The 20,984-nt window shown below is 68.9% G+C and carries 17 protein-coding genes; 9 read left to right on the forward strand and 8 right to left on the reverse strand.

Going from position 1 to position 20,984, the window contains the following annotated elements; all coding sequences use genetic code 11:
* Positions 1-205 precede the first annotated feature (205 nt).
* The 3 genes from ACZ5GH_RS27305 (at position 206) to ACZ5GH_RS27315 (ending at position 5,629) form a co-directional block, all read left to right on the forward strand.
* Positions 206-808 carry a toll/interleukin-1 receptor domain-containing protein gene (locus tag ACZ5GH_RS27305; protein ID WP_464335525.1) on the forward strand — a complete coding sequence of 201 codons (603 nt, stop codon included), beginning with the start codon at positions 206-208 and terminating at the stop codon, positions 806-808.
* Positions 809-881: 73 nt separating this feature from the next.
* Complete coding sequence (locus ACZ5GH_RS27310; RefSeq protein ID WP_464335526.1) at positions 882-1,844, forward strand: toll/interleukin-1 receptor domain-containing protein; 963 nt, start codon at positions 882-884, stop codon at positions 1,842-1,844.
* 1,238 nt (positions 1,845-3,082) lie between these two features.
* Positions 3,083-5,629, forward strand: coding sequence for a WD40 repeat domain-containing protein (locus tag ACZ5GH_RS27315; RefSeq protein WP_464335527.1), 2,547 nt, complete (start codon positions 3,083-3,085; stop codon positions 5,627-5,629).
* 118 nt (positions 5,630-5,747) lie between these two features.
* Here the strand turns inward: ACZ5GH_RS27315 and ACZ5GH_RS27320 are convergent, their stop codons facing one another.
* From ACZ5GH_RS27320 to ACZ5GH_RS27345, 6 genes are all read right to left on the reverse strand, one after another.
* Entirely contained in the window at positions 5,748-6,275 is a 528-nt protein-coding gene (locus tag ACZ5GH_RS27320; RefSeq protein ID WP_464335528.1) for a hypothetical protein, read from the reverse strand.
* A gap of 544 nt (positions 6,276-6,819) precedes the next feature.
* Positions 6,820-7,008 carry a hypothetical protein gene (locus tag ACZ5GH_RS27325; protein ID WP_464335529.1) on the reverse strand — a complete coding sequence of 63 codons (189 nt, stop codon included), beginning with the start codon at positions 7,006-7,008 and terminating at the stop codon, positions 6,820-6,822.
* 257 nt (positions 7,009-7,265) lie between these two features.
* Positions 7,266-7,949, reverse strand: a complete 684-nt coding sequence (locus tag ACZ5GH_RS27330) for a fascin domain-containing protein (RefSeq protein ID WP_464335530.1) — start codon at positions 7,947-7,949, stop codon at positions 7,266-7,268.
* Positions 7,950-8,277: 328 nt separating this feature from the next.
* The gene (locus tag ACZ5GH_RS27335; protein WP_464335531.1) at positions 8,278-8,421 is read right to left on the reverse strand and encodes a hypothetical protein; all 144 of its coding nucleotides are present in this window, start codon (positions 8,419-8,421) and stop codon (positions 8,278-8,280) included.
* Positions 8,422-8,644: 223 nt separating this feature from the next.
* A complete protein-coding gene (locus tag ACZ5GH_RS27340; protein WP_464335532.1) occupies positions 8,645-9,574 on the reverse strand; it encodes a ribosome-inactivating family protein in 930 nt (309 codons plus the stop codon).
* Between the two features lie 412 nt (positions 9,575-9,986).
* Complete coding sequence (locus tag ACZ5GH_RS27345) at positions 9,987-10,136, reverse strand: hypothetical protein (protein ID WP_464335533.1); 150 nt, start codon at positions 10,134-10,136, stop codon at positions 9,987-9,989.
* Positions 10,137-10,683: 547 nt separating this feature from the next.
* Between ACZ5GH_RS27345 and ACZ5GH_RS27350 the strand changes: the two genes are divergently transcribed.
* A complete protein-coding gene (locus ACZ5GH_RS27350) occupies positions 10,684-11,136 on the forward strand; it encodes a hypothetical protein (protein ID WP_387758932.1) in 453 nt (150 codons plus the stop codon).
* Between the two features lie 268 nt (positions 11,137-11,404).
* Here the strand turns inward: ACZ5GH_RS27350 and ACZ5GH_RS27355 are convergent, their stop codons facing one another.
* A complete protein-coding gene (locus ACZ5GH_RS27355; RefSeq protein WP_464335534.1) occupies positions 11,405-12,583 on the reverse strand; it encodes a cupin-like domain-containing protein in 1,179 nt (392 codons plus the stop codon).
* Positions 12,584-12,990: 407 nt separating this feature from the next.
* Between ACZ5GH_RS27355 and ACZ5GH_RS27360 the strand changes: the two genes are divergently transcribed.
* From ACZ5GH_RS27360 to ACZ5GH_RS27380, 5 genes are all read left to right on the forward strand, one after another.
* Complete coding sequence (locus ACZ5GH_RS27360) at positions 12,991-13,926, forward strand: TauD/TfdA family dioxygenase (protein WP_464335535.1); 936 nt, start codon at positions 12,991-12,993, stop codon at positions 13,924-13,926.
* Between the two features lie 177 nt (positions 13,927-14,103).
* A complete protein-coding gene (locus ACZ5GH_RS27365) occupies positions 14,104-15,849 on the forward strand; it encodes a fatty acyl-AMP ligase (RefSeq protein ID WP_387758936.1) in 1,746 nt (581 codons plus the stop codon).
* On the forward strand, positions 15,846-17,534 hold the full coding sequence (locus ACZ5GH_RS27370) for an acyl-CoA dehydrogenase family protein (RefSeq protein WP_387758938.1): 1,689 nt from the start codon (positions 15,846-15,848) through the stop codon (positions 17,532-17,534). Before ACZ5GH_RS27365 ends, ACZ5GH_RS27370 begins: the two co-directional genes overlap by 4 nt.
* On the forward strand, positions 17,531-19,273 hold the full coding sequence (locus tag ACZ5GH_RS27375) for an acyl-CoA dehydrogenase family protein (RefSeq protein ID WP_387758940.1): 1,743 nt from the start codon (positions 17,531-17,533) through the stop codon (positions 19,271-19,273). The genes ACZ5GH_RS27370 and ACZ5GH_RS27375 overlap by 4 nt, the downstream gene beginning before the upstream one ends.
* 53 nt (positions 19,274-19,326) lie before the next feature.
* A complete protein-coding gene (locus tag ACZ5GH_RS27380; RefSeq protein WP_387758942.1) occupies positions 19,327-19,602 on the forward strand; it encodes an acyl carrier protein in 276 nt (91 codons plus the stop codon).
* Positions 19,603-19,684: 82 nt separating this feature from the next.
* Here ACZ5GH_RS27380 and ACZ5GH_RS27385 read toward each other — a convergent pair whose 3' ends face one another.
* On the reverse strand, positions 19,685-20,845 hold the full coding sequence (locus ACZ5GH_RS27385) for a cytochrome P450 (RefSeq protein WP_464335536.1): 1,161 nt from the start codon (positions 20,843-20,845) through the stop codon (positions 19,685-19,687).
* Between the last annotated feature and the right edge of the window lie 139 nt (positions 20,846-20,984).

Raw genomic sequence — 20,984 nt, forward strand, 5'->3', positions numbered from 1 at the left:
GCATCGCCATGACCTGCGGGCTCACGTACTCACCGGGACTTTGAAACAGCCCTGGCCCCCGATGACCTCGGCAGTGTCAGTACCACCCGGCAAGACGGAGTGTGTCCGTCAGCGATGTCCAACAACATCGACCAGGGGCGTGGACACGAGTGCGGCGGCCTCGGCAGGGAGTTGGGACCGGGCTGCCGTCTGCCACACTGGCAGCATGCATGCCTTTATGTCGCACAGCCAGAGGGACAAGGGGCTGGTTACCCCATTTGCGGCGCAACTCCGCCTGGCCGGCGTCGACATCTGGCTGGATGAGTGGGAGTTGCATCCCGGTGATTCGATCGTGGGCAAGGTGAGCCAGGCCCTGGAGATGGTCGACACCGTGCTGTTGTTCTGGTCCAAGCACGCCGCTGCCTCCACATGGGTAAACACGGAGATGGAGTCCGCCCTCGCCCGCCGGCTGGCTGATGAGTCCATGCGGATCATCCCGCTGCGGCTTGACGACGCAGAACTGCCCGCGCTCTTGCGCCCTCTACTGTGGGTGTCCCTGGCCGAGGGCGAGAGCGAGCAGGCGGTGCGCCGAATTCTGGGAATCAATACCCAAGCTGAACTGCTCAAGCGTATGCAGCAGACGATCGAAGAGTCCGGGCTGGAGTATCGGTACTTCCACGGCTATGGGGTGGTCGTGGGATGCCCGAATTGCGGAGTGCCATCGTTTGAGCTGGAGCAGACGTACGGAGTGGATCACTTCCGCGATGACCAGTACGCCGGAGTAAGGTGCCCGAACTGCGGCTGGCTGGAGGGAGGTGAGGTCTGGTGAAGTGCCCCACCGAGAGCTCACCTGTCTGGATGAGCCAGCCTGAGCCTGCAGGAATCATCAAATAGGAGACGCATTGACCGCATTATGGGGGAAGGCTGCGCTCGGGAAGATCTTCATCTCACATTCCTCGGCTGACAAGCCGTTTGTGCGCCGTAGAATCGAAACGCCCCTGAGGGAAGCGGGGTATGACACATGGCTTGATGAGAAGGAACTGCTTGCGGGAGATCCACTACCCCGCAAAGTATCCGAGGGGATTCGAGATGCGAAGGTAGTCATCGTCGTTATCTCGGCCACTTCCGTGGAATCAAACTGGCTCAGGTATGAACTAAATATAGCCGCGGACTTTATGATCAAACGTGGACTTCGCCTGATTCCAGTTGTCGTCGACGACGTGCGGCTGCCGCCTGAGACAGAGGGCCTTTTGCATGCGGACATGCGCAAAAACATTCGGGGTGGGATTCGGAAGATTATGGCGACGCTGGAACTTGAGGCGTCGCGATATCCCCAGCCCCCGGATCCTGTGTCCGTGACATCCGAGAGCAGCTATCTGAGACAGCGTGCATACAAGGACCTGCTAAGCAGCGAGTCCGATGGCGGGTCCTTCGAAGCTTTCATGGACCTGTCGGCTACGCGGTCGGTCGACTGGAGTGGCATCACCGTGCGTGACGTCGATGTCCGCGTCAACATAGTACATTCTTACGGCCGCAAGATAATATTTAGTCCTAGCGACTTCGATGGATGGCTGGGTCAACTAGAGGAGACATCCAGTGATTTTGCCATTCTAGTCATCGAGGGTCGCCTTTCGGGGGATTCAGAGTCGAAATTCGATCAATCCACCCAAGGCGTTTGGATGCAGAGCATTCCCATGGCTGTTTTTAATGGTGGCCGCGCACGTATTGTGGTCGAGGTCAGTCCTGAGGGATCGGCGGATCAGGCCGAGGGGCGACTTCGCGATGCTGTCCGCTTGATTTCTCTATGCATTGAGAACCGGGAGCCATCTTATTTGGATGCGATCACACCGGCCCGCGAGAATTAGACTGGCTGAGCAGATCACCCTAGCCTGATCAGACGTGCGGTGTCGGCAGTCGGCAGCCGTTTGGGGATGGGTCGTTGCGCGCTCGGGCGCCGCGTCTGTGCGCCCGCACCCTCGCCGGCATCGCTCAGGAGATCTACACTCTGCTGACGGTCCACCGGGCCCTGCGAATCACGATCACGGATGGCGCTGACGGTACCCCGACGGCGGACCCGGACCGGGCATTTTCATCATTGCGCTGGAATCCGCCCGCGACCAGGTGGCCCAGGCCGCAGGCGTCATCGCCGACGAGAACGTCGATCTCGTCGGTACCATCGGCTGATGCCCGACCGACGCCTGCGAGTCAGCCCCCGCGCGGTCAAACGGCCATTGTCTCGCTACGCGTACAAGAGTCTGAGAGGCGACCGTCGCACCTACAAGGCCACCATCAGCATCGACATCCTGGCAGCTCCACCGGCCTTGCCTGCCGACGCTCCTTCACGAGGTCGTAGATCCTGCGCAGCCCCGGCTGGGGGCGGCTGACAGTGAGCAACGCGTGGAACTGGGCTGTGGCCCGGGGGCATGGCTGTTGACGATCACGTGCTTGGTTGGGGCGAAGCCGAGTGCCGGACGGTCGGTGTGAATCTTCTCTAGGGCCTCGATGTCCTGCCCGGGAGCCGACGCGGTCGCCGCGTGCGCGATGACGTCAGGCAGACTCTCGTCGCAGGTTTCGGGCTCATGATCCGTATGCCTGACCCACACGACCCCCGGCTCATGGCTGTACTCCCGGGCCCTTGCGGCGAGTGGAGATCATCAACAGCATCCCGAATCTGAGGCAGAGCTGTTCACCTGGCAGCTCGACACGCTTGCCGAGCAGCGCTGGTGGGACGCCTGAGCCACTCATACTGATATGGGGCACCCATATTGTCTGCAGCGGTCGACTTTAATGGAGGCGCGCCGTGGCGTTGCGATCAGTGTTACGTTCACAGTTCTCTAGGCTTTCGAGTTCTTGGGCTCGACGGGGCGCGGATGAAGCGGGTTATGATGCATTTATCTCCTATGCCCGCGAGCCGGACGCCATCCTTGCGGCCGCATTGCGCGACGGCCTTCACTCATTCGCGCGCCCCTGGTACCGCCTCAGAGCGTTGAGAGTCTTCCGGGATGAGTCAAGCCAATCGGCGACCTCGGAGATGTGGCCATCGTTTGAGCGAGCACTGAGAGCATCCAGATTCCTCATTCTCCTTGTCTGTCCGGAGGTGAAGATGAGGAAGTCAGTCATCCGTGAGATTCGCTGGTGGCTGGAGCGCGATCCCGCGGGCCGTAACCTGATCCTGGTGCTCACTGCTGGAAAACTAGCATGGAACGACGAAGCTCGCGACTTCGAAAAGCTGGTTAAAGACGAGCGAACTGGCGAGCTTGAGGAATCCGCGTTGCCCGCAGAGTTGTACGGCGTCTTCCAGCATGCGCCTTTATATCTGCCTTTCGATCGGGCGGATGATCCTAATCAGCTCACCCTCTTGAATCCGAAGTTCCGTGCTCCTCTTGCCCAACTCGCGGCGCGGATCCACGGCCGGCCCGTTGACGAGCTGGAAGGTGAAGATGTAACGCAGCACAAGCGGAGAACTCGGATGATCCGCGCTGCAGTCGCTGGCTTGGCTACGTTGGCGCTCGCCGCGAGTGCAGCGGCCGTCGTTGCCTTCCAACAGCGGCAGATGGCCGTGGAGCGTCTCGCTATTGCGAATTCGCGCCAGCTGGCGGCCACTGCCGAGCTTAGGAGTCAGAGTGATCTACAGACAGCGATGTTGCTCAGCGCTGCTGCCTTCGAGATCAGTAACACTGCCGAAGCCCGGGCGAATCTCGTGCAGCAACTGCAGCGCAGCCAGCACGTGGAACGGTTCGTGGCTGGGCCGGGCAGGGCTGTCAGCGGTCTTGCGCTCAGCCTTGACGGCCGCATGCTCGTCTCGGTCAGCGCAGACGGCAGCCAGCTCCTGCTGTGGGACCTGGATCATCCCAAGGCCCCGGCTCGTACGTTGCAAGGCAGCCGTGATGCCTACTCGGCGGTGTTCAGTCCCGACGGGAAGACTCTCGCGGTTGAAGAGGTTGACAAGGTTGTCCTATGGGATCCCCTCTTGGGAACGGCAAAGGCCACGTTCAGCGGAACCGGACGCCCTGCCTTCAGTCCAGACGGACGTCTCCTCGCCATCCCCGGCATTGACAACACTACCCGGTCCTATCCCTCAGGCAAGATCACCCTCTGGGACGTTGCCACTCACACAGAGCTGGGCAGCATGCTTGGTGACGCGGGCGAGGCCACTGGCCTCTTCAGCCCAGATGGCCGGATCCTCGCGATGAACCAGGGAGCCGACGTTCTATTGTGGGACGTCAGCACCGGTACTTTGTTAGGGACTCTGACCGGCGGTCACACCCGCGGGGTGTTCGACATGGCTTTCAGTCCAGACGGACGGATGATCGCCACTGGGGGCCACGACGCCAAGCTGATCCTCTGGGACGTCGAGAAACGTACAACCCTGGCGACTTGGGAGCGGGACGGCGATGTCAATGCCATTGCTTTCAGCCCGGACGGCAGAATCTTGGCCGCCGGCGACAATAGCGCTGGCATCAGCCTATGGGATGTAGCCAACCGAACCCAGCTCGACAGCCTCGGCGGCGGTCACACCAGCGCCGTTCTCGACATCGTTTTCAGCCCGGACGGGCGAACACTGATCTCCTCAGGCAATGACGGCAGACTGGTCATGTGGAACGTCATTCCGCAGAACCCAATGATCGTGACCACGGTGCCAGGCACGGGGAATGACTATTCCGGTAGCCCCGCATTCAGCCCCGACGGGAAGATTTTGGCGATCCCCACCGATGGAGGAGTCCTCCTCTGGGACATCCCGAGACAGGTTCGACTGGCTGATCTGCCCGGCTCAGGAAACCACCCTGCCTTCAGCCCGGACAGTCGAACCCTCGCCACCATTGCGGGTACAGACGTCCTTCTCTGGGACGTCGCTCGCCGCGCCAAGACGGCGACCCTGACAGGCGTCACGCCCTCCGATCCGGCGAGCACGGGGGTTGTCTTCAGCCCAGACGGCAGCATCCTTGCCACCGCGGCCAACCGTGCTGTGATTCTGTGGGATGTGGCCCGCCGCGAGCGGGTCGCTACGCTCACCCCCCAAGAGAGCGAGGACTACCAGGTACACGGCCTGGCTTTCAGTCCCGACGGTCGACTCCTAGCCGCCGGAGGCTATGGCTTTAATAGAATCATCATTTGGGATGTCACGAAGAAGGCCCAGTACAGTGCATTCTCTAGCGGCAGCGGCGACCCCGTATACCGGCTGAGCTTCAGTCCTAAGGGCGACGTCCTCGCTTGGAAGGCCCTGGAAAGCGCGAACACCGCCGTCGGCGGCGACTTTGGCATCATCCTATGGGATCTCAAGGCGAAGGCGAGGCGTACTACTTACACCCTTCATGCCTCGCTCGGCGAAGCTGTTGCCTTCAGCCCGGACGGGAGCATGCTCGCCTCTGACGGTGGCGGCGTCAGTCTCTGGTCGATTGCGCAAGGCGAACGGATGGCCATCTTGACCGTTCCCTGGAAGCCGGACCCGGCCTATCTGCGCGGCCCGGTCTTCAGCCCCGACGGCCGTCTCCTGGCGGCGACTGGATCCGACAACACCATCATTCTCTGGGACGTCGACGCCAAATCATGGGTCCAACGTCTGTGCCTGAAAGCCGGTCGGGCCATCACGCGAGGCGAGTGGGAGTCGGTCCTGCCTGGCCAGCCGTACCACTCGGTCTGCGGACAATGAACCGACCGGCTCTCTGAGGGTGCTGGTCCATGTGCGGTTTTTCTTTGGGCCACTTCACGCCAGGACGCGCACATCGCTCCTGACATAGATTGCCGGACCAGAGCCCGCGAACACCTCGTCAGTTCTCGGTTGGTACTCCCTCGAGGAGGTTGGGAACTCCACAGGCGGTGGCGAGAAGGTGGGCGTACGCGGTGAGGATCTGACGGGTATCGCGCAGCGCTGCCCGGAGCTCGTCAGCCTGTGGCCAGGCCTGCTCGTGCTCGCGGGGAGACTGCCCGGTTGGCCGGCGATTCTCCCAATCCTGCAACAGAGGGTGCCAGTGTGCCAGCAGTGGGCGCAGACCGTAGTTGAGCATGGCAACAGCGAGGTAGCCGAAGTTGTACTGCCCGTCTCGCTTGGGCTGCGCCACGTCGGGACCGTGTCGACGTAGCACCTCTCGGGTTGTACCAAATACCGAGTACAAGCTGTTCAACGCTTCACGTAGGAGTCCTTCGTCCTCACGTAGAGGCACGACGGCCACCCGAGTTACCAATTCGATGTACAACTCCCAGGCGGCCCGTCGCTCAGCGTCGTTCGGTTCCCAGGTGCCACTGATCTCGAGCACGTGCAGGTTTAGCTTGACGTCCACGCTCTTTGGTGCGCGCATCGCGCCCGTCCCTTCTCATCCTGTCGCTGCCGCCTGCATCGCGGTTGACCGCGACTCCTGCCTGCCCTGGCGGTCGACGATATCGTCTTTAGCTCTGTAGGTGCCGAGAACCGCGTCCAGGCTGGTCACGGAACACTGGTATCTCGTACGGGGCGCCGAGGCATAGGTGGGGACGGCATCGGGACTCCGGAGGAGGGGGAGCATCCTTACGGGTCAGAGTGTGAGGCAGGTCACTTGCGAACTCCTGCTCGCGTGCTGCCTCTCACGAGGTTCTCACGGATTGGGTGCCATGAGGTGCCATCAGGCGTCATGCGTGGTGGACAAGGTGGGCCCTGACCTGCGGGATTCGGACTGATGAACACTAGACGGACGCCCTTTCGACCGCTGGGGGTCAAGGGGTCGCAGGTTCAAATCCTGTCGTCCCGACAGTGATGTCGGAAGGCCGTTGATCGGGAGAAATCCCAGATCAGCGGCCTTTTTGTTGATGGCCCGGCAGGTAGTGGGCGACTGTGGCGCCGCCGTTTTGCGATCTCGCTGGGATCAGTCAGGGACCGCAGCCGTTGGCCGACGGGCCGCCGCAGCAAGTTGCGGCGGCCGCGCATTCGCGTTTACACCAGGTCGCCGGCCTGCCAACCCGGGGGACCTTCGGCAGTCCGATCAGGGCGTCGATGTTCAGGTGCTCGGCGAGCAGGGCCTTGGGGTTGCGGCCGTCGCTCACCTCGACCTGCCACAAGGCCAATTGTCAGACAGGCCTCAGGAGCCTGCATCCTGCTCACCCGGTGCAAAGGCCTTCCGGCCAGGCCGGCGGGTACCTCGCCGGCCTGGCCCTGGAGGGCGCCTGTGGATTCCTGTCCAAACCGGGTCAAGGAATGGCCGCAGGGGAATCGGTAGATCACCAACGTGGGCCCTGCCACGGGCACATCGTCAGCGGCTCCTCCCGCGATGATTCCGCGGCAATCCCGGCATGGTGCTCATCCGGCGCCCGGGCCGCTAGGCCAGGTCGATGAAGAACTTCTCGTCGTCCCCGCCGTTGGCGTTGATCTGGCAGTTCACCGTTCCACCGGGACCAGTGGCAGCGGTCACGCCGCTGCCGGTGACCATGCGCAGATAGATGTTCGGGAATGCCGTCGCGGACTCGAAGGAGAACGAGCCGTCCGGCTGCGGACGCAGCCGGAACATCTCGTAGGGGTGCGCGCCGAACTGGCAGTTGACCGCTCCACCACCCGCCATGGTGTTGGGGACGCCGGCGCCGTCCATCCGCAGGAACACGTTCGGGAAGGCCAGCGATTCGAAGGCGTACGAGCCGTCACCCTGCGGACGCACCCTGAACGACGTCCACTGGCCGGGCCCGTACTGACAGTTGACCTTCCCCGCGCCACTGCCGGCGAAGGCAGTCACGCCGGTCCCGTCCATGCGGAGGTGCACGTTCGGGTAGTGCGTCGAGTGGATCGTGACGGGGGTGTCTCCGAGCTTTTCGAGGTCGGCTGCTGACAGGGGCATGGTGGCCTCTCTTCTTCGGATCGGGTGCATCGCGGACGAGTCGATCCCGGCGCCGCCGGCGGCGGCTTGTTGCGGCGCGGAATTCCTGAGCCTGTGGCGCATGTCGAACCGAAAATTGCGGCGCAATATCACAGCGGAACTCTTTGAGCGGACCAGGCGCCCGGCGAACTCCACGAGTCACTCTTCGCGCAAATTCCGAAAATGGCAAGGAAGCGGCATTGATCCCGCCGCTCGCGCTCGCCGCCCCTCTTGCCTTTCCTGCCCCCTCAGGCCCGACCGACTGTAATCCCGCAGATACATGCTGTCTAGGTTCACTGCCTGATGTGGACGCGCTCCGGCCGTTCGCCACCCGACTTCCCCGCCGCCCTACTTCGCCTCCCGCGTGGTCGGATGCCGCGATCAACGTGATGGGTGCGCTGCTGTGTGTGCGAGGCCTGGGAGCACGCCTGGGCGCCGGCGCTTGATGGTCGGCCTGACGCGTCTGCGCGCGGTCCCGGCAGGGTCAGAACAGCGCGTCCTGTCTCGGGGCGGTGAGGGTGGCGCGGGTCGGGTTGAACACGCCGAGGTGCATGGAAGTCCTGGGGCGGGCGGCGATGTTGCCGACGAGGAAGTTGCCTGGCCTGCTCGGGAGTTGGGCGGTCACCATCGTCGAGATGCTGCTCGGTGAGTGCGCCTGGGCCTCCGGCGCGATCGCCGCGCCGCAGGTGCTGGAGTCTGCCCTCCATGGGTCGTTGACGCCCGGGCGCTGCCGATCCCGCCACGCCTGGCCGAGGTGCTGCGGTCGTGTTTCCCACCCGCGACTTCATCCACCTGCTGAAGTCGGCGCGGCCCGGCGCCGGCGCCGGAAGGGGCGCCGGGCCGGGGACCGGTCAGAGCTGGTCAGTGTTCCAGTCCCCGTTGTCCGTGTGGGGGTGGCCCATGGTCATCCGCACGTACCGGCGGACCTGGTCGAGGTTGCCGACCTGCCCGACGGTCGGGATGTCGACCGGGGTGGAGTTCTGGCCCGAGGAGACGCGGGAGTAGTACCGGGACAGGGCGTCCCAGGAGTTCTCCAGGTACTGCTGCTGGATCGGCAGGTCGCGGACCTCCCAGTTGTTCATCGCCGCACGGAAGGTGCCCTCGACGTCGTTGAAGCGGGCGGCCTCGGAGAGTGCCTGGATCATCAGGCTCAGCGACCGGGCGGTGGCCTGGCGGTTGCCCCACGGGTTGCTCTCGCCCGCGAGCTGGACGATGGAGTACCGCATGTCGATCCAGCTGATCGGCATGGCCTCCCGGCCCCGGCCGGCGGCGGTGCTGAGCGAGTTGTAGTTCGAGCCGATGTTCAGGGTCTGGACGTTGTGGTTGACCGGCGGCGCGGGAGCGGTGGTCTCCGTGATCCGCGACTGGAGGGCGTTGTCGATGTCGCTGAACTGGTAGGTGATGCCCTGCTCGTTGGAGAAGCCCCAGATGTACAGGTTGGAGGGGTTGATCCAGATGTCGGTGTGGCGGCGCTGGCCCCGGTCGTCGGGCGCGGTCAGCGAGACCTGGACGAGGCCGACGTCCTCCAACTGCGTCTCCTGGCTGTTGTAGCCCGCCACCGCCGCCCGCAGGCTGGCCAGGAAGGCGGAGTACCGGATCCGCTCGTCCCCGCTCGGGCCGTTCTCCGACAGGTCGAACCACACGTGGGACATCTGTCGCCACTCGGTGCGGGCCTGGGCGGTCCCGGCTGCGCCGAGCACGCCCGTGAGGGTCATGCTCAGACCCACGCCGGCGAGGAGGACGGCACGGAGCCGTGCACGGACGGTGGTGCGCTTCTTCATCTTCTTCTCTCGTGTACTGCCGGAGCCGGGTCCTGACGGCCGATCCGGTTCGCGGAGGCGCCGACAGGGGCGCCGCGGGGTTCTTCCGGGCAGCATCGTGGCATGGCGGCGGATGGCCGGTGCATGCCGGGAACGGGACGCCGCGAGCCCTGCGGGAGGGGTGGCCGGACGGCCGTGGAGGCGGTCGGCGGCGGAGCCGCGCGCTCCTCGTTGACGACTGAGTCGTGATCAACAGCATTGCATGACAGGCAAATTGATGGAACATCATGAACTGATGGAGGGGATGCTCCACGCGGCGTTCGACCGGGGCCGCACCCGCCCGTCGACGGCGGTGGCGGGCGGGGTGGCGGTGCGTCGCTCCCGCAAGCGTGCAGGGTGGGTGCAGAGGTGGGCGCGGACGGTCAACAGCGGGTCAGGTCGGGCGGGGCGGGGCGAGCACCCGGTGGATCCGGTGCTCGGTGCCGAGGAGCCGGTGGGGGTCGGGGGCACTGATGAGGGACGTGGCGCCGGTGCGGCGGACGTTGCTCTCGATGGCCCGCGCGCCCGCACGGAGCGCGGGCACTGGGTCCGGGTGCCGGGCGGCGGGTTCGTTGCGGAGACGCCCGCGGCCCGGACGCGGGGGTGCGCGTCCGGGCCGCGGGGCCTGCTGCCGGGGTGGCGGCGGAGTCCAGCCGGCGGGGTTCAGCCGACGAGGGTCTCGTCGAGGGCGTCGAGGCCGTCGGCGTAGACGCCGGTGAACAGGTAATGCAAGTGTCCGCCCGTGCCACCCCCGGGGACCGTCCGGACGGCTCTCGCGGCTCCAGCTGGAGCGCGCCCCCGCCCATCACCACGATCCGGTCGGCGCCGGTCACCGTGGACGGGGGCTCAGAGCCATGCGAACAGGAATCCACCCCGTACGGGCGCGACAGCATCGAGATCGTGGGCGGGTCGGGGCGCGCGGAGCGCCGGGTCGAATTTCCGTTGTTCCGCCGCAGAAGCTGTTCAACTGCGGCCGTCGACGCCCCGGAACCGGTCGGCTAGCGTGGCGAATCGCCGATCCGTCGGGAAAGGCCGGCTCTCCACTGGCGGACGGCACTTCGAATGTTCACCTGTCGTACGAGAGGACACCGATGAGGATTCGCAAGGCCATTTCCGCGACGGTCGTCGCAGCGACCGCTGCCGTTGGCATCGTCACCGCAACCGGTGGTGCGGCCCAGGCCCAGACCGCCTGGGTGCCGCCGTTCCAGAAGTGCACGTCATTCGATCAGAACGGGTTCAAGGGCGACGTCTGTGTGGACCGGGTCGGCTGGGGCCCGCAGGAATTCATCGGCTTCGGCCAGATCGAGTCATTCCCCGCCAACTGCGCAAAATTCCGGGTCGATGTCGCTGACCCCGATGGCACGGCGGTGCATTCCGTGAACGACATTCCCTGCACCACCGGGCACGTCGGCACCGCTCGGTATCTCGCCGAGTTGCACGTGAACGGCAGGGGGTACGCCCGCCTGGTCGCCTTCGACGGTGCGGGGAAGACGCTGCTGTCGGTCAACTCCGAGATCATCGTCTCCCCGTACGACAACCACTGAGGAGCCGGGGCGTTTCTCCCGGGTCACCGGATCGTCGGTTGACGTGACTCGTTGACCGACGCCCGGTGTTGCCCCGATCGAGCCGCTTCTGCCGGACCGCACGCCTCGGCGTAGGGGGCGGTGGCGGGATCACCGTCGGGTGATCCCGCCACGGGGCGGCTCGTGGGCCGGCCTCCCGGTGTCCCGCTGCGTGGTGCTGCGCCGGGGCGGGGATCCGGTGGGGCCGGGTTGGCGCGCAGGACGAGGCTGCGCGCCACGGCGGCGGTGGTCAGGAAGCGGGCTGGTCCCACCTGAGGCGGGAGCGGCGGAGTCGCTCGATCAGGTGTCGCACCTCCGGGGCCGGGGCGGGACGGCCCGGCTGGGCGGTCGCGGCGAGGGCCAGGCCGCGGCGGGCCAGGTCGGCTTCCTCGGGGGACCAGGCGCCGCACCGCTCGAGTTCGGTGAGTGCGGCGTCGAAGCCTCCGCCGGGCGAGACGCCCAGCCCGGCGCAGGCCTCCTTGGCGGCGGCGACGACGAGCCCGCCGCAGAGTCGCGCCGCGACACCGGCCTCACCCTGCTCGGCCACCCGCTCGGCGAGCGCCAGGACGGCGTCGGAGCCGTTGCCGAGGGCGCGGAGGTCGTGGATGGGGAACAGGCCGCGGACGTCCTCGATGACGACGTCCATGTGGAGCTGCCGGAAGAACGAGGGGCAGGCACAGTCCCGGACGTCCGCCCGCCACCAGTAGTTGACGGAGACGGAGATGTCCGGTGCGGAGACCTGGTGCCACCAGAAGGCCGGGATGAAGAGCAGGTCGCCCGGCTCGACGACGGCCTCCCAGTACTCGGCCTGCGCGAAGCGCGGGTACTTCTCCAGGTCGGGGGCGTTCACGTCGACGCTGCTCAGGTGCCGGGTGCGGATGTCGAGCGCTCCGGGATAGAGCAGTTCGCTCTGGGAGGGGTTGAAGAGCATGAACCTCTTCTTCCCGTCGAGCTGCGCGAACAGGTTGTTCATGTTGTCGTAGTGGAGCGGGGTGTTCGAGGATTCCGACGCCATCCAGAGATTGATGTCGCTGATGACCTCGGCCGGGATGTAGGGGGGGATCACCAGATCGTCCCGGAGTTCCGGGAGGGAGCCGGGGATCGACATCTGCTGCATGCTGAGCCGGCGGCCGCTCGCCGTGTCCCGGAACTCGGTGGCGAGTCGTGATCCGCGCATCGGCTCGAAGTGCAGACCCCGTGCCTCCGGCTTGTAGCGGAACCCGCCGTCCGCGTCCGCGATGCTGACGGGCACCTCACGGTCGCCCAGTCGTTCCGAGAGGTATTCGGGAGTCCACCGGTGCATCGGGCCGAGAGCCGGGGCGCCGCGGATTATCAACGGCGTCGTGCTGAGAACCGGAGCGCGGAGAATGGGCTCCTCGGGGAATGAGGCGACGACTTCCACGTGCCCCAGCGACCGGGCTCCCAGCATGACGGCTCTCCATTCCGGCGGAACAGGCGAAGGAAAAGCCGATGCTACGGACAGGGTCCGGTGTGCACAACGGCGGGAACCTGCGCGCGGATTCACTTCGTCGGGTATTTCCGGTTCGTTCAACCGGGACGCCGCCGCACTTGAACACGGGAGGTTGGCGGCCCGTCAGCCGCTGCGGCACACTCCGGAGGGACCGGGTCCCGGCCGCCCCGATCACGTCGGCCCAGCCCGGACCCGCCGCTCACGGTCGTCCCGCCCGGCGGGGGCCGGTGGGCGGAGAGGTCCGGCCCGGGCGACCGGGCCGGCGGACGACGTCACAGCCGGCGGACCACGTCACGGCACCGCCCGGTATCCGCACGGGCCGCACCGGCGAGTCGCGCGCCGCTTCGGAAGGGAACACCCGACGCATGAGCCAGAGCACAGCATTCCCCCTCGTGATCGAGTCCCACGGGGGCGAGCGCCTCGTCGAGCGGGTCGAGGACCAGCGGAGCACGCTGCGCGCCTCCCTGCTCGAGCACGGAGCCCTGCTCTTCCGCGGATTCTCGGTGCCGGACGTGACCGCCTTCGACTCCGTCGTCCGCGGGCTGTCAGGGGACCCGCTCACCTACACCGAGCGCTCCTCGCCGCGCAGCGCGATCCAGGGGCAGGTGTACACCTCGACGGACTACCCGCCGAACGAGGAGATCTTCCTGCACAACGAGAACTCCTACCAGCAGTCCTGGCCCATGGCGCTGTACTTCTACTGCGTGCAGCCGCCGGCGACGTTGGGGGCGACCTCCCTGGCCGGCACCCGAGGGGTGCTGGCCAGGCTCGACGACTCGGTGCGCGAGGAGTTCACCCGCCGGGGCTGGCAGGTGGTGCGGAACTTCCACCCCGGGATCGGGCTGCCCTGGCAGCACGTCTTCAACACCGAGGACCGCGCCGCCGTGGAGGCGTACTGCGCGGCGAACGGCATCGAGTCGGCATGGCTGCCGGACGGCGGCCTGCGCACCACGGCGGTCCGCAAGGCCGTGCACCGCCACCCCGTCACCGGCGAGGAGGTCTGGTTCAACCACGCCGCCTTCTTCCACGTCACGACCCTGGACGAGGTGATCCGGGAGGGGCTGCTGGAGCTGTTCGACGAACCCGACCTGCCGACGAACACCTACTTCGGCGACGGCGGGCGCATCCCCGACGACGTCATCGCCCACGTCCGGGACTGCTACCGCGCCGAGACCGCGCGCTTCGACTACCGCGAGCACGACGTGCTGGTCATCGACAACATGCTGACCTCGCACGGCCGGGAGCCGTTCACCGGCTCGCGCCGGATCGCCGTCGCCATGGCCGAGCCCCTCACGCCCTAGGGCGTGCCAGGATCCGCGCCCGGAGGGGATCCGATGGACGGGTCCCACCGAAGCCGGTCCGCGCCGGACAGTCCTTCCCCGCTCGCCCGGCGCGGTTCTCCGCTGCGCAGGCCGGGCCGCTACGACCGCTACGCGGGCACGTGCCGCCCGGCACGCCCGCGCGGAGAGGAGAGCCCAGTGAACCCGACCCACGAGGCCAGCGTGGTCCACCTGCTGCGCCGCCACGCGGCGGAGCGAGGCGACCGGACGGCCGTCACGTACGTCGCCGACCACGAGTCGCCCGACGGTGCGCGGAGCCTGACCTACGCCGAACTGGACGCCGAAGCCCGCCGGGTGGCGTCCTGGCTGCAGGAGCGCTGCGCGCCCGGCGACCGTGCGATGCTGCTGCACCCGGCCGGACTGCCCTTCGTCACCGCCTTCCTCGGCTGCCTCTACGCCGGGGTCGTCGCGGTGCCCTCGCCGATGCCGGGCCAGTTCCAGTACCAGCAGCGCCGGGTGGCCCGGATCGCCGGCGACGCGGACCTGGCCGTGGCGCTGACCGACGTCGGCCAGCTGGGCGAGGCGCAGCAGTGGGCCGGCGCCGGCGGACTCGGCCTGCCCGTCGCCGCCAGCGACGCCCCCGACTTCGGTGACGCGGCGGCCTGGCGCGACCACGCCGCCGCGGCCGGGGACCTGGCGCTGCTGCAGTACACCTCCGGCTCGACCGGCGACCCCAAGGGCGTCATGGTGGACCACGCCAACCTGCTGCACAACGCGGACAGCTTCGGCCGGGCCCTCGGCTTCACCGAGCGGACCAACTTCGGCGGCTGGATCCCGCTCTACCACGACATGGGTCTGATGGCGCAGACCCTGCCCGGTCTCTTCCTCGGCAGCCAGGTCGTGCTGATGTCGCCGATGGCCTTCCTCAAGCGCCCGCACCACTGGCTGCGGCTGATCGACCGCTACGACATCGGCCTCTCGGCCGCGCCGAACTTCGCCTACGAGCTCTGCACCCGGCGGGTCACCGACCAGCAGATCGCCGAACTCGACCTGTCGCGCTGGCGGTTCGCCGCCAACGGCTCCGAGCCGAACCAGGCCAGCACCCTGCGGGACTTCGCCGAGCGCTTCGCCCCGGCCGGCTTCCGGGCCGAGCAGTTCGCCCCCTCCTACGGGATGGCCGAGGCCACCGTCTTCATCTCCGCCCGCTCGACCCGGCCGCCGGTCTTCCGCGCCGTCGACGCGCAGGCGCTGGAGAAGCACCTCGTCCAGGACCCCGAGCCGGGCGCCCCGGTGCGCGAGCTGGTCGGCTGCGGCGACGTGCCCGACCTCGACGTGCGCATCGTCGACGAGAACGGCAACGTGCTGCCCGACGGCACCACCGGCGAGATCTGGCTGCGCGGCCCGAGCGTGGCGAGGGGCTACTGGGGCCGCCCGGACGCGACCGAGGAGGCCTTCCACGCCCGCACCGCCGACGGCGACGGGCCGTACCTGCGGACCGGCGACCTCGGCGCCCTCGTCGACGGCGAGATCTTCGTCACCGGCCGCACCAAGGACCTGCTCATCGTGCACGGCCGCAACCTCTACCCGCACGACATCGAGCACGAGCTGCGGCTCCAGCACCCGGAACTGGCCACCCTGGCCGGCACCGCCTTCACGGTGCCGGTGCCGCAGGAGGAGGTCGTGGTGGTGCACGAGGTCCGCGGTCGGTTCACCGAGGAGCAGCTGCGCGAGCTCGCCGCCGCCCTGCGCGCCACGGTGCACCGCGAGTTCGGCGTGCACGCCGCGGGCGTCGTGCTGCTGCGCCCCGGCGCCGTCCGCAAGACCACCAGCGGCAAGGTGCAGCGCGGCGAGATGCGCTCCCTGTTCCTGTCCGGCGACCTCACCCCGATCCACGCCGACCTGGCCCCCGCCGTGCGGGCGGTCCTGCCGGGAGCGGCCGGGTGAACGCGCGGGTGCCGCGGTGGCCGGCCGGCCTGGCCGGCGCGCTGGCCGCGGCGATGGACACCGCGGCCGCGGCGGGCGGCCCGTTCAGCGGGCGGCGCACCGCGGAGCTGGACGCCGCGGAGGCCTTCCCCGACCTGGAGTGCGCCCTGCTGGACGCCGTCGGCTTCCCCCGCGCCTACGTCCCCGCCCGGCTCGGCGGCGCTCCCGGCGGCCTGCCCGAACTGGTCGACGCGCTCCGGACGGTGGCCGCCCGGGACCTGACCGCCGCGGTCGCCCACGGCAAGACCTTCCTCGGCTCGGTGTCGACCTGGGTCGCCGGGACCGAGGAACAGCAGCGCGCGCTGGCCGAGCTGGTGCTCGACGAGCATGCGGTGGCGGCCTGGGGCCTGACCGAGCCCGGCATCGGCAGCGACCTGCTGGCGGGCAGCCTGACCGCCGTCCCCGACCCGGACGGCGGGTGGCGGCTCACCGGCGAGAAGTGGCCGATCAACAACGCCACCCGCGGGCGGCTCGTCTGCGTCCTGGCGCGCACCGGACCGGACGGCGGACCGCGCGGGTTCAGCCTCTTCCTGGTCGATAAGTCGACCCTGCCGGACGGCGCCTGGCAGCCGCTGCCCAAGGAACCCACCCACGGCATCCGGGGTGCGGACATCAGCGGGATCCGGCTGACTGACGCGCCCGTCCCGGCCGAAGCGCTGATCGGCGGCGTCGGCGACGGCCTGGGCATCGTCCTCAACGCCCTGCAGCTCACCCGCACCATGTGCGTCGCGCTGTCCTTGGGCGCCGGTGAACACGCGCTGCGCCTGGCCACCGGGTTCGCCGCCGGCCGTGAGCTCTACGGCACCCGGCTGCTGCTCCTGCCGCTGGCCCGGCGCACGCTCGGCCGGGCCGCCGCAGCCCTGGCCCTGGCCGACGCCGCGACCCTGCTGGCGGCGCGTTGCGCCCACGGGCTCACCGGCGAGATGAGCACGGTCTCGGCCGCCGTCAAGGCGGGAGTGCCCTGGATCGTCCAGCAGGTCGTCGACGATCTCGCCGAACTCCTGGGCGCGCGGGGATTCCTGACGGAGCACCACGCCGACGGAGCCTTCCAGAAGGTGGAACGCGACCACCGGATCGTGGCCGTCTTCGACGGCAGCACCGCGGTCAACCGCTCCCTGCTCATCTCCCAGTTCCCGCTGCTGGCCCGGCTGATCGGCACCGGCCGCCACGATGCCGCCGGGCTCGCCGCCGTCACCGGGCAGGCCCCGCTGCCCGACCTCGACCCGCGCTCCCTGCGCCTGGTGAGCCGTACCGGCTGCAGCGTGGTCCAGGCGGTGCCGGACGCCGCCGGGCGGGTCGCCGACCTGGCCGCCGCCGGCGCCCTGCCGGAGCGCGCCGCCCGACTGGCCGCCCTGCTCGCCGCGCAGACCCGGGCGCTCGCCGACGCGATGGCGGAACTGCCGCCCAGCGGCGGCAACGCGCCCGCCGCGGCCTTCGCCGTCGCCCGCCGCTTCGAGCTCTGCTTCGCCGGCGGCGCCGTCCTCCACCTGCTCGCCGCGGCCGGCGGCCCGGAGCGCGCGGTGCCCCTGACCGCGGCCCTGGAGCGCTGCCTGGAGCTCCTGGTGCCCGGCCACCGGGCGCCCGCGGACGCCTACGAGCCCCTCGTCCCGTCACCCGCGCACCCCGTGGAGGAACCGGTCCGATGACTCCCGTCGACTCCGCTGCGAGCACGCCCCCCGCGGCGGCCACCGACCCGATCGACCGGCTGGAGGCCCTGTTCGGCGACGCCGGGGACCCCGCCAACCCGGTCGGCCGGGACGCGGTGCTCGCCGCCGACGCCCGGGGCGCCCTGCTGACGGCCGGCGAGGGCCTGCTCGACGCCTTCGGGCTGAACGCCCACTTCGTCCCCGAGGCCCTCGGCGGACGCTTCACCGGCCCCGAGGAGCTCATCGGCGTCATGCGCGCCGTCTACCGGCGCGACCCCTGCCTCGGCCTCGGCTACGGGGTCGGTTCCTTCATGGCCGCCGTCAACGTCTGGACCGCGGGCAGCGCCGAGCAGCAGGCCCGGCTCGCCGACCGGCTGCTCTCCGGCGACCGGGTGGCCTGCGGCTACCACGAGCTGGCCCACGGCAACGACTTCGCCCGCGCCGAGGTCTCCGCGCTGCCCGGACCGGACGGCCGGCTGCGCCTCAACGGCCGCAAGGAGGTGGTGGCCAACATCACCCGGGCCGGCGCCGTGGTGCTCTTCGCCCGCACCAGCGAGGCCGCCGGCAGCCGCAGCCACTCGCAGCTCCTGGTGGAGACGGACCGGCTGCCGCCCGAGGGGGTCACCCGCCTGCCCCGCTTCGGCACCGTCGGGATGCGCGGCGTGCCGCTCGGCGGCATCGAGTTCACCGACTGCCCCGTCCCGGCCGACGCCGTGGTCGGGACCCCCGGCCACGGTCTGGAGACCGCCCAGCGTTCCTTCCAGCTCACCCGGATCGCCCTGCCCGGCATGACGGCGGGCCTGCTCGACACCGCGCTGCGCACCGCCGTGCGCGGGATGCTCGGCCGCCGGCTGTACGGTGGCACCGCCGCCGACCTGGCCCTGTCCCGGACGGTGCTCGCCGAGGCGTTCGCCGACCTGCTGCTGGCGGACGCGTTCGTCACCGTCGCCGCTCGCGCGGTCCACACCGCGCCCGCGCAGTGCGCCGTCTACGCCTCGGCGGTCAAGCTTCTGGTGCCCACCCTGCTGATGTCGGCCGTCCGGCGGCTCGGCGACCTGCTCGGCTCGCAGTTCTACCTGCGCAACGCGGAGCAGCCGCTGTTCCAGAAGCTGCAGCGCGACGTGCTGCCTTCGGCGTTCGGCCACGCCTCCCGGGTCTCCTGCCAGTCCGCCCTGCTGCCCCAACTGCCACTGACCGCGCGGCGTACCTGGAACAAGGAGGACGGGCCGGCGATGCCCGCCGCCACCTTCCGACCGGGAGAGCGATCGGCGCCGATGGACTTCGGCGGGCTCGCCGTCACGGCGGGCGGCCGCGACCCGCTCTCCCGGACGCTGCTCGACGGGGCCGAGCGGCGCACCGGCGAGGAGCCGGCGATCGCCGCGCGGGCCGCCGAACACGCCGCTCTGCTGCGGGCGCTCGCCGCCGACGCGGCCGTGCTCGATCCTGGCCGGCTGGGCCCCGCGGCGCCGCCCGAGGCCTTCGACCTGACCACCCGCTGGGCTTCCGCGCTGGCCGCGGCGGCCTGCCTCGGCCTCTGGTGGGAGCGGCCGCGGGACGGGCGGGCCCCGGGTGCCGAGCCGGACTGGGTGCTCGCCGCACTGCACCGGCTGGGCGTCCACGACGGGCGCCACCACGACCCGCTGCCCGAGCAGCTCACCGAGCGCCTGTACGCGGAACTCCTCCGACGCCACGACGCCGGCCTCACGTTCGACCTCGCGTGCCGCCCCACCGGCGCGTGAACCCATCGCACATCCAAGACGCCCTTCACACACCCAGGACCCAGGGAGGTTCCATGACCGACGCCATCGACAACGCGAACGCCGTCGACACCGAGGCCGTCCGGCAGTGGCTGCGCGGCTGCGTGGCCGCCAGCGTGCGCATTCCCGAGGAGAGCATCGACTTCGAGGCACCGCTGTCCCAGTACGGCCTCGACTCCGTCTACGTGTTCAGCCTCTGTGCGGACATCGAGGACCACTACGGCATCGAGGTGGAACCCACGCTGCTCTGGGACCACCCCGCCATCGGCCCGCTGGCGGAGGCGCTCGCCCCGCTGATCGCCGACCGGTAGGCCGGTGGACGCCACATGACGAAGGAGGGCCGCCGGGCGAACCGGCGGCCCTCCTTCGTCATCCGGCAACCGGCGGGCGCGGTCAGGCCGTGGTCAGCCGGACCGGCAGGCGCTCCGGGCCGTTGACGACGATCGAGTCCAGCAGCTTGGGCTCGCCGGCCAGCTCGATCCTTACCTTGCGGTCGAGCAACTCGCCGTAGAGCAAGCGCAGTTCGACCTTCGCCAGCATGCTGCCGAGGCAGAAGTGCTCGCCGAAGCCCAGGGCGAGGTGCCGGTTCGGCTTGCGGGTGACGCTGAAGGTGTCGGGGTCGTCGAAGACCGTCTCGTCGCGGTTGGCCGACGGCAGCCAGAAGACCACCCGGTCGCCCTCCTCGATCTTCTTGCCGTGGATCTCGGTGGCCCTGGTGGCGGTGCGCATGATGTGGGTGGCGGTGGAGGTCCAGCGCAGGACCTCCTCCACCGCGGACGGCAGCAGCTCCCGGTCGTCGACCAACCGCTTCCACTGGTCGGGGCGTTCGAGAAAGGCCAGCATGCCCCCGGCGGCCGATATCCGGGTGTTCTCGGTGCCGCCGACCAGCAGGTTGTCGCAGTTCAGGATGACGTCCTCCGCGCCGAGCCGCTCGCCGTCGACGGTGGCCGTCGCCAGCACGCTCACCAGGTCGTCGCCCGGCCGCTTGGCCTTCTCCGCCTGGAGCGTCTCGAAGTACCCGAGGATGTCCAGGTGGGCGAACCGGCGGTCGAGCGGGTCGCCGGCGGCGAAGGCCCGGCTGGTCAGGTCGTAGAGGTGGTCCCAGTCGGACTCCGGCACCCCCATCATCTTGCAGATCACGTAGAGCGGGACGCGCGCGGCGACGTCCGACACGAAGTCGCAGTCACCCTGCCGCAGCGCCTCGTCCACGATCCCCTTGGTGATGCCCGCCATCTCCGCCTCGATCGAGCGGACCGAGCGCACGGAGAACCACTCGTCCACCAGCCCGCGCAGCTGACGGTGGCGCGGGGCGTCGGTGAGGGCGAGGGTGCGGCCGCCGCCCGGGTCGGCGCCGTGGTCGGCGGGCCGGAGCAGGATGCCGTGGGCCGAGCTGAAGGTCTCCGCGTCCCGGTAGGCGGTGCGCACGTCCTCGTAGCGGGTCAGCGCCCAGAACCCGGGCAACTCCTTGGCCGGGTGCCAGTACACCGGGTCGTTGGCCCGCAGCCAGCGCCACTGCACAAAGGGGTCGCCGCGTGAGTACAGTCCGGGATCCACCAGATCGATCGGCGGGGCCGATTCGGCCGGCGCATTGTGCATGGGAATGCCTCACAGGTTCGTCGGAATTCGAGACCGAAATATCATGCCCCCGGTCGGGGTGTTGGCGGAATGTCGTCCGGAACGCCTCGGACGGGGG

The organism is Kitasatospora sp. Xyl93 (assembly GCF_055383135.1).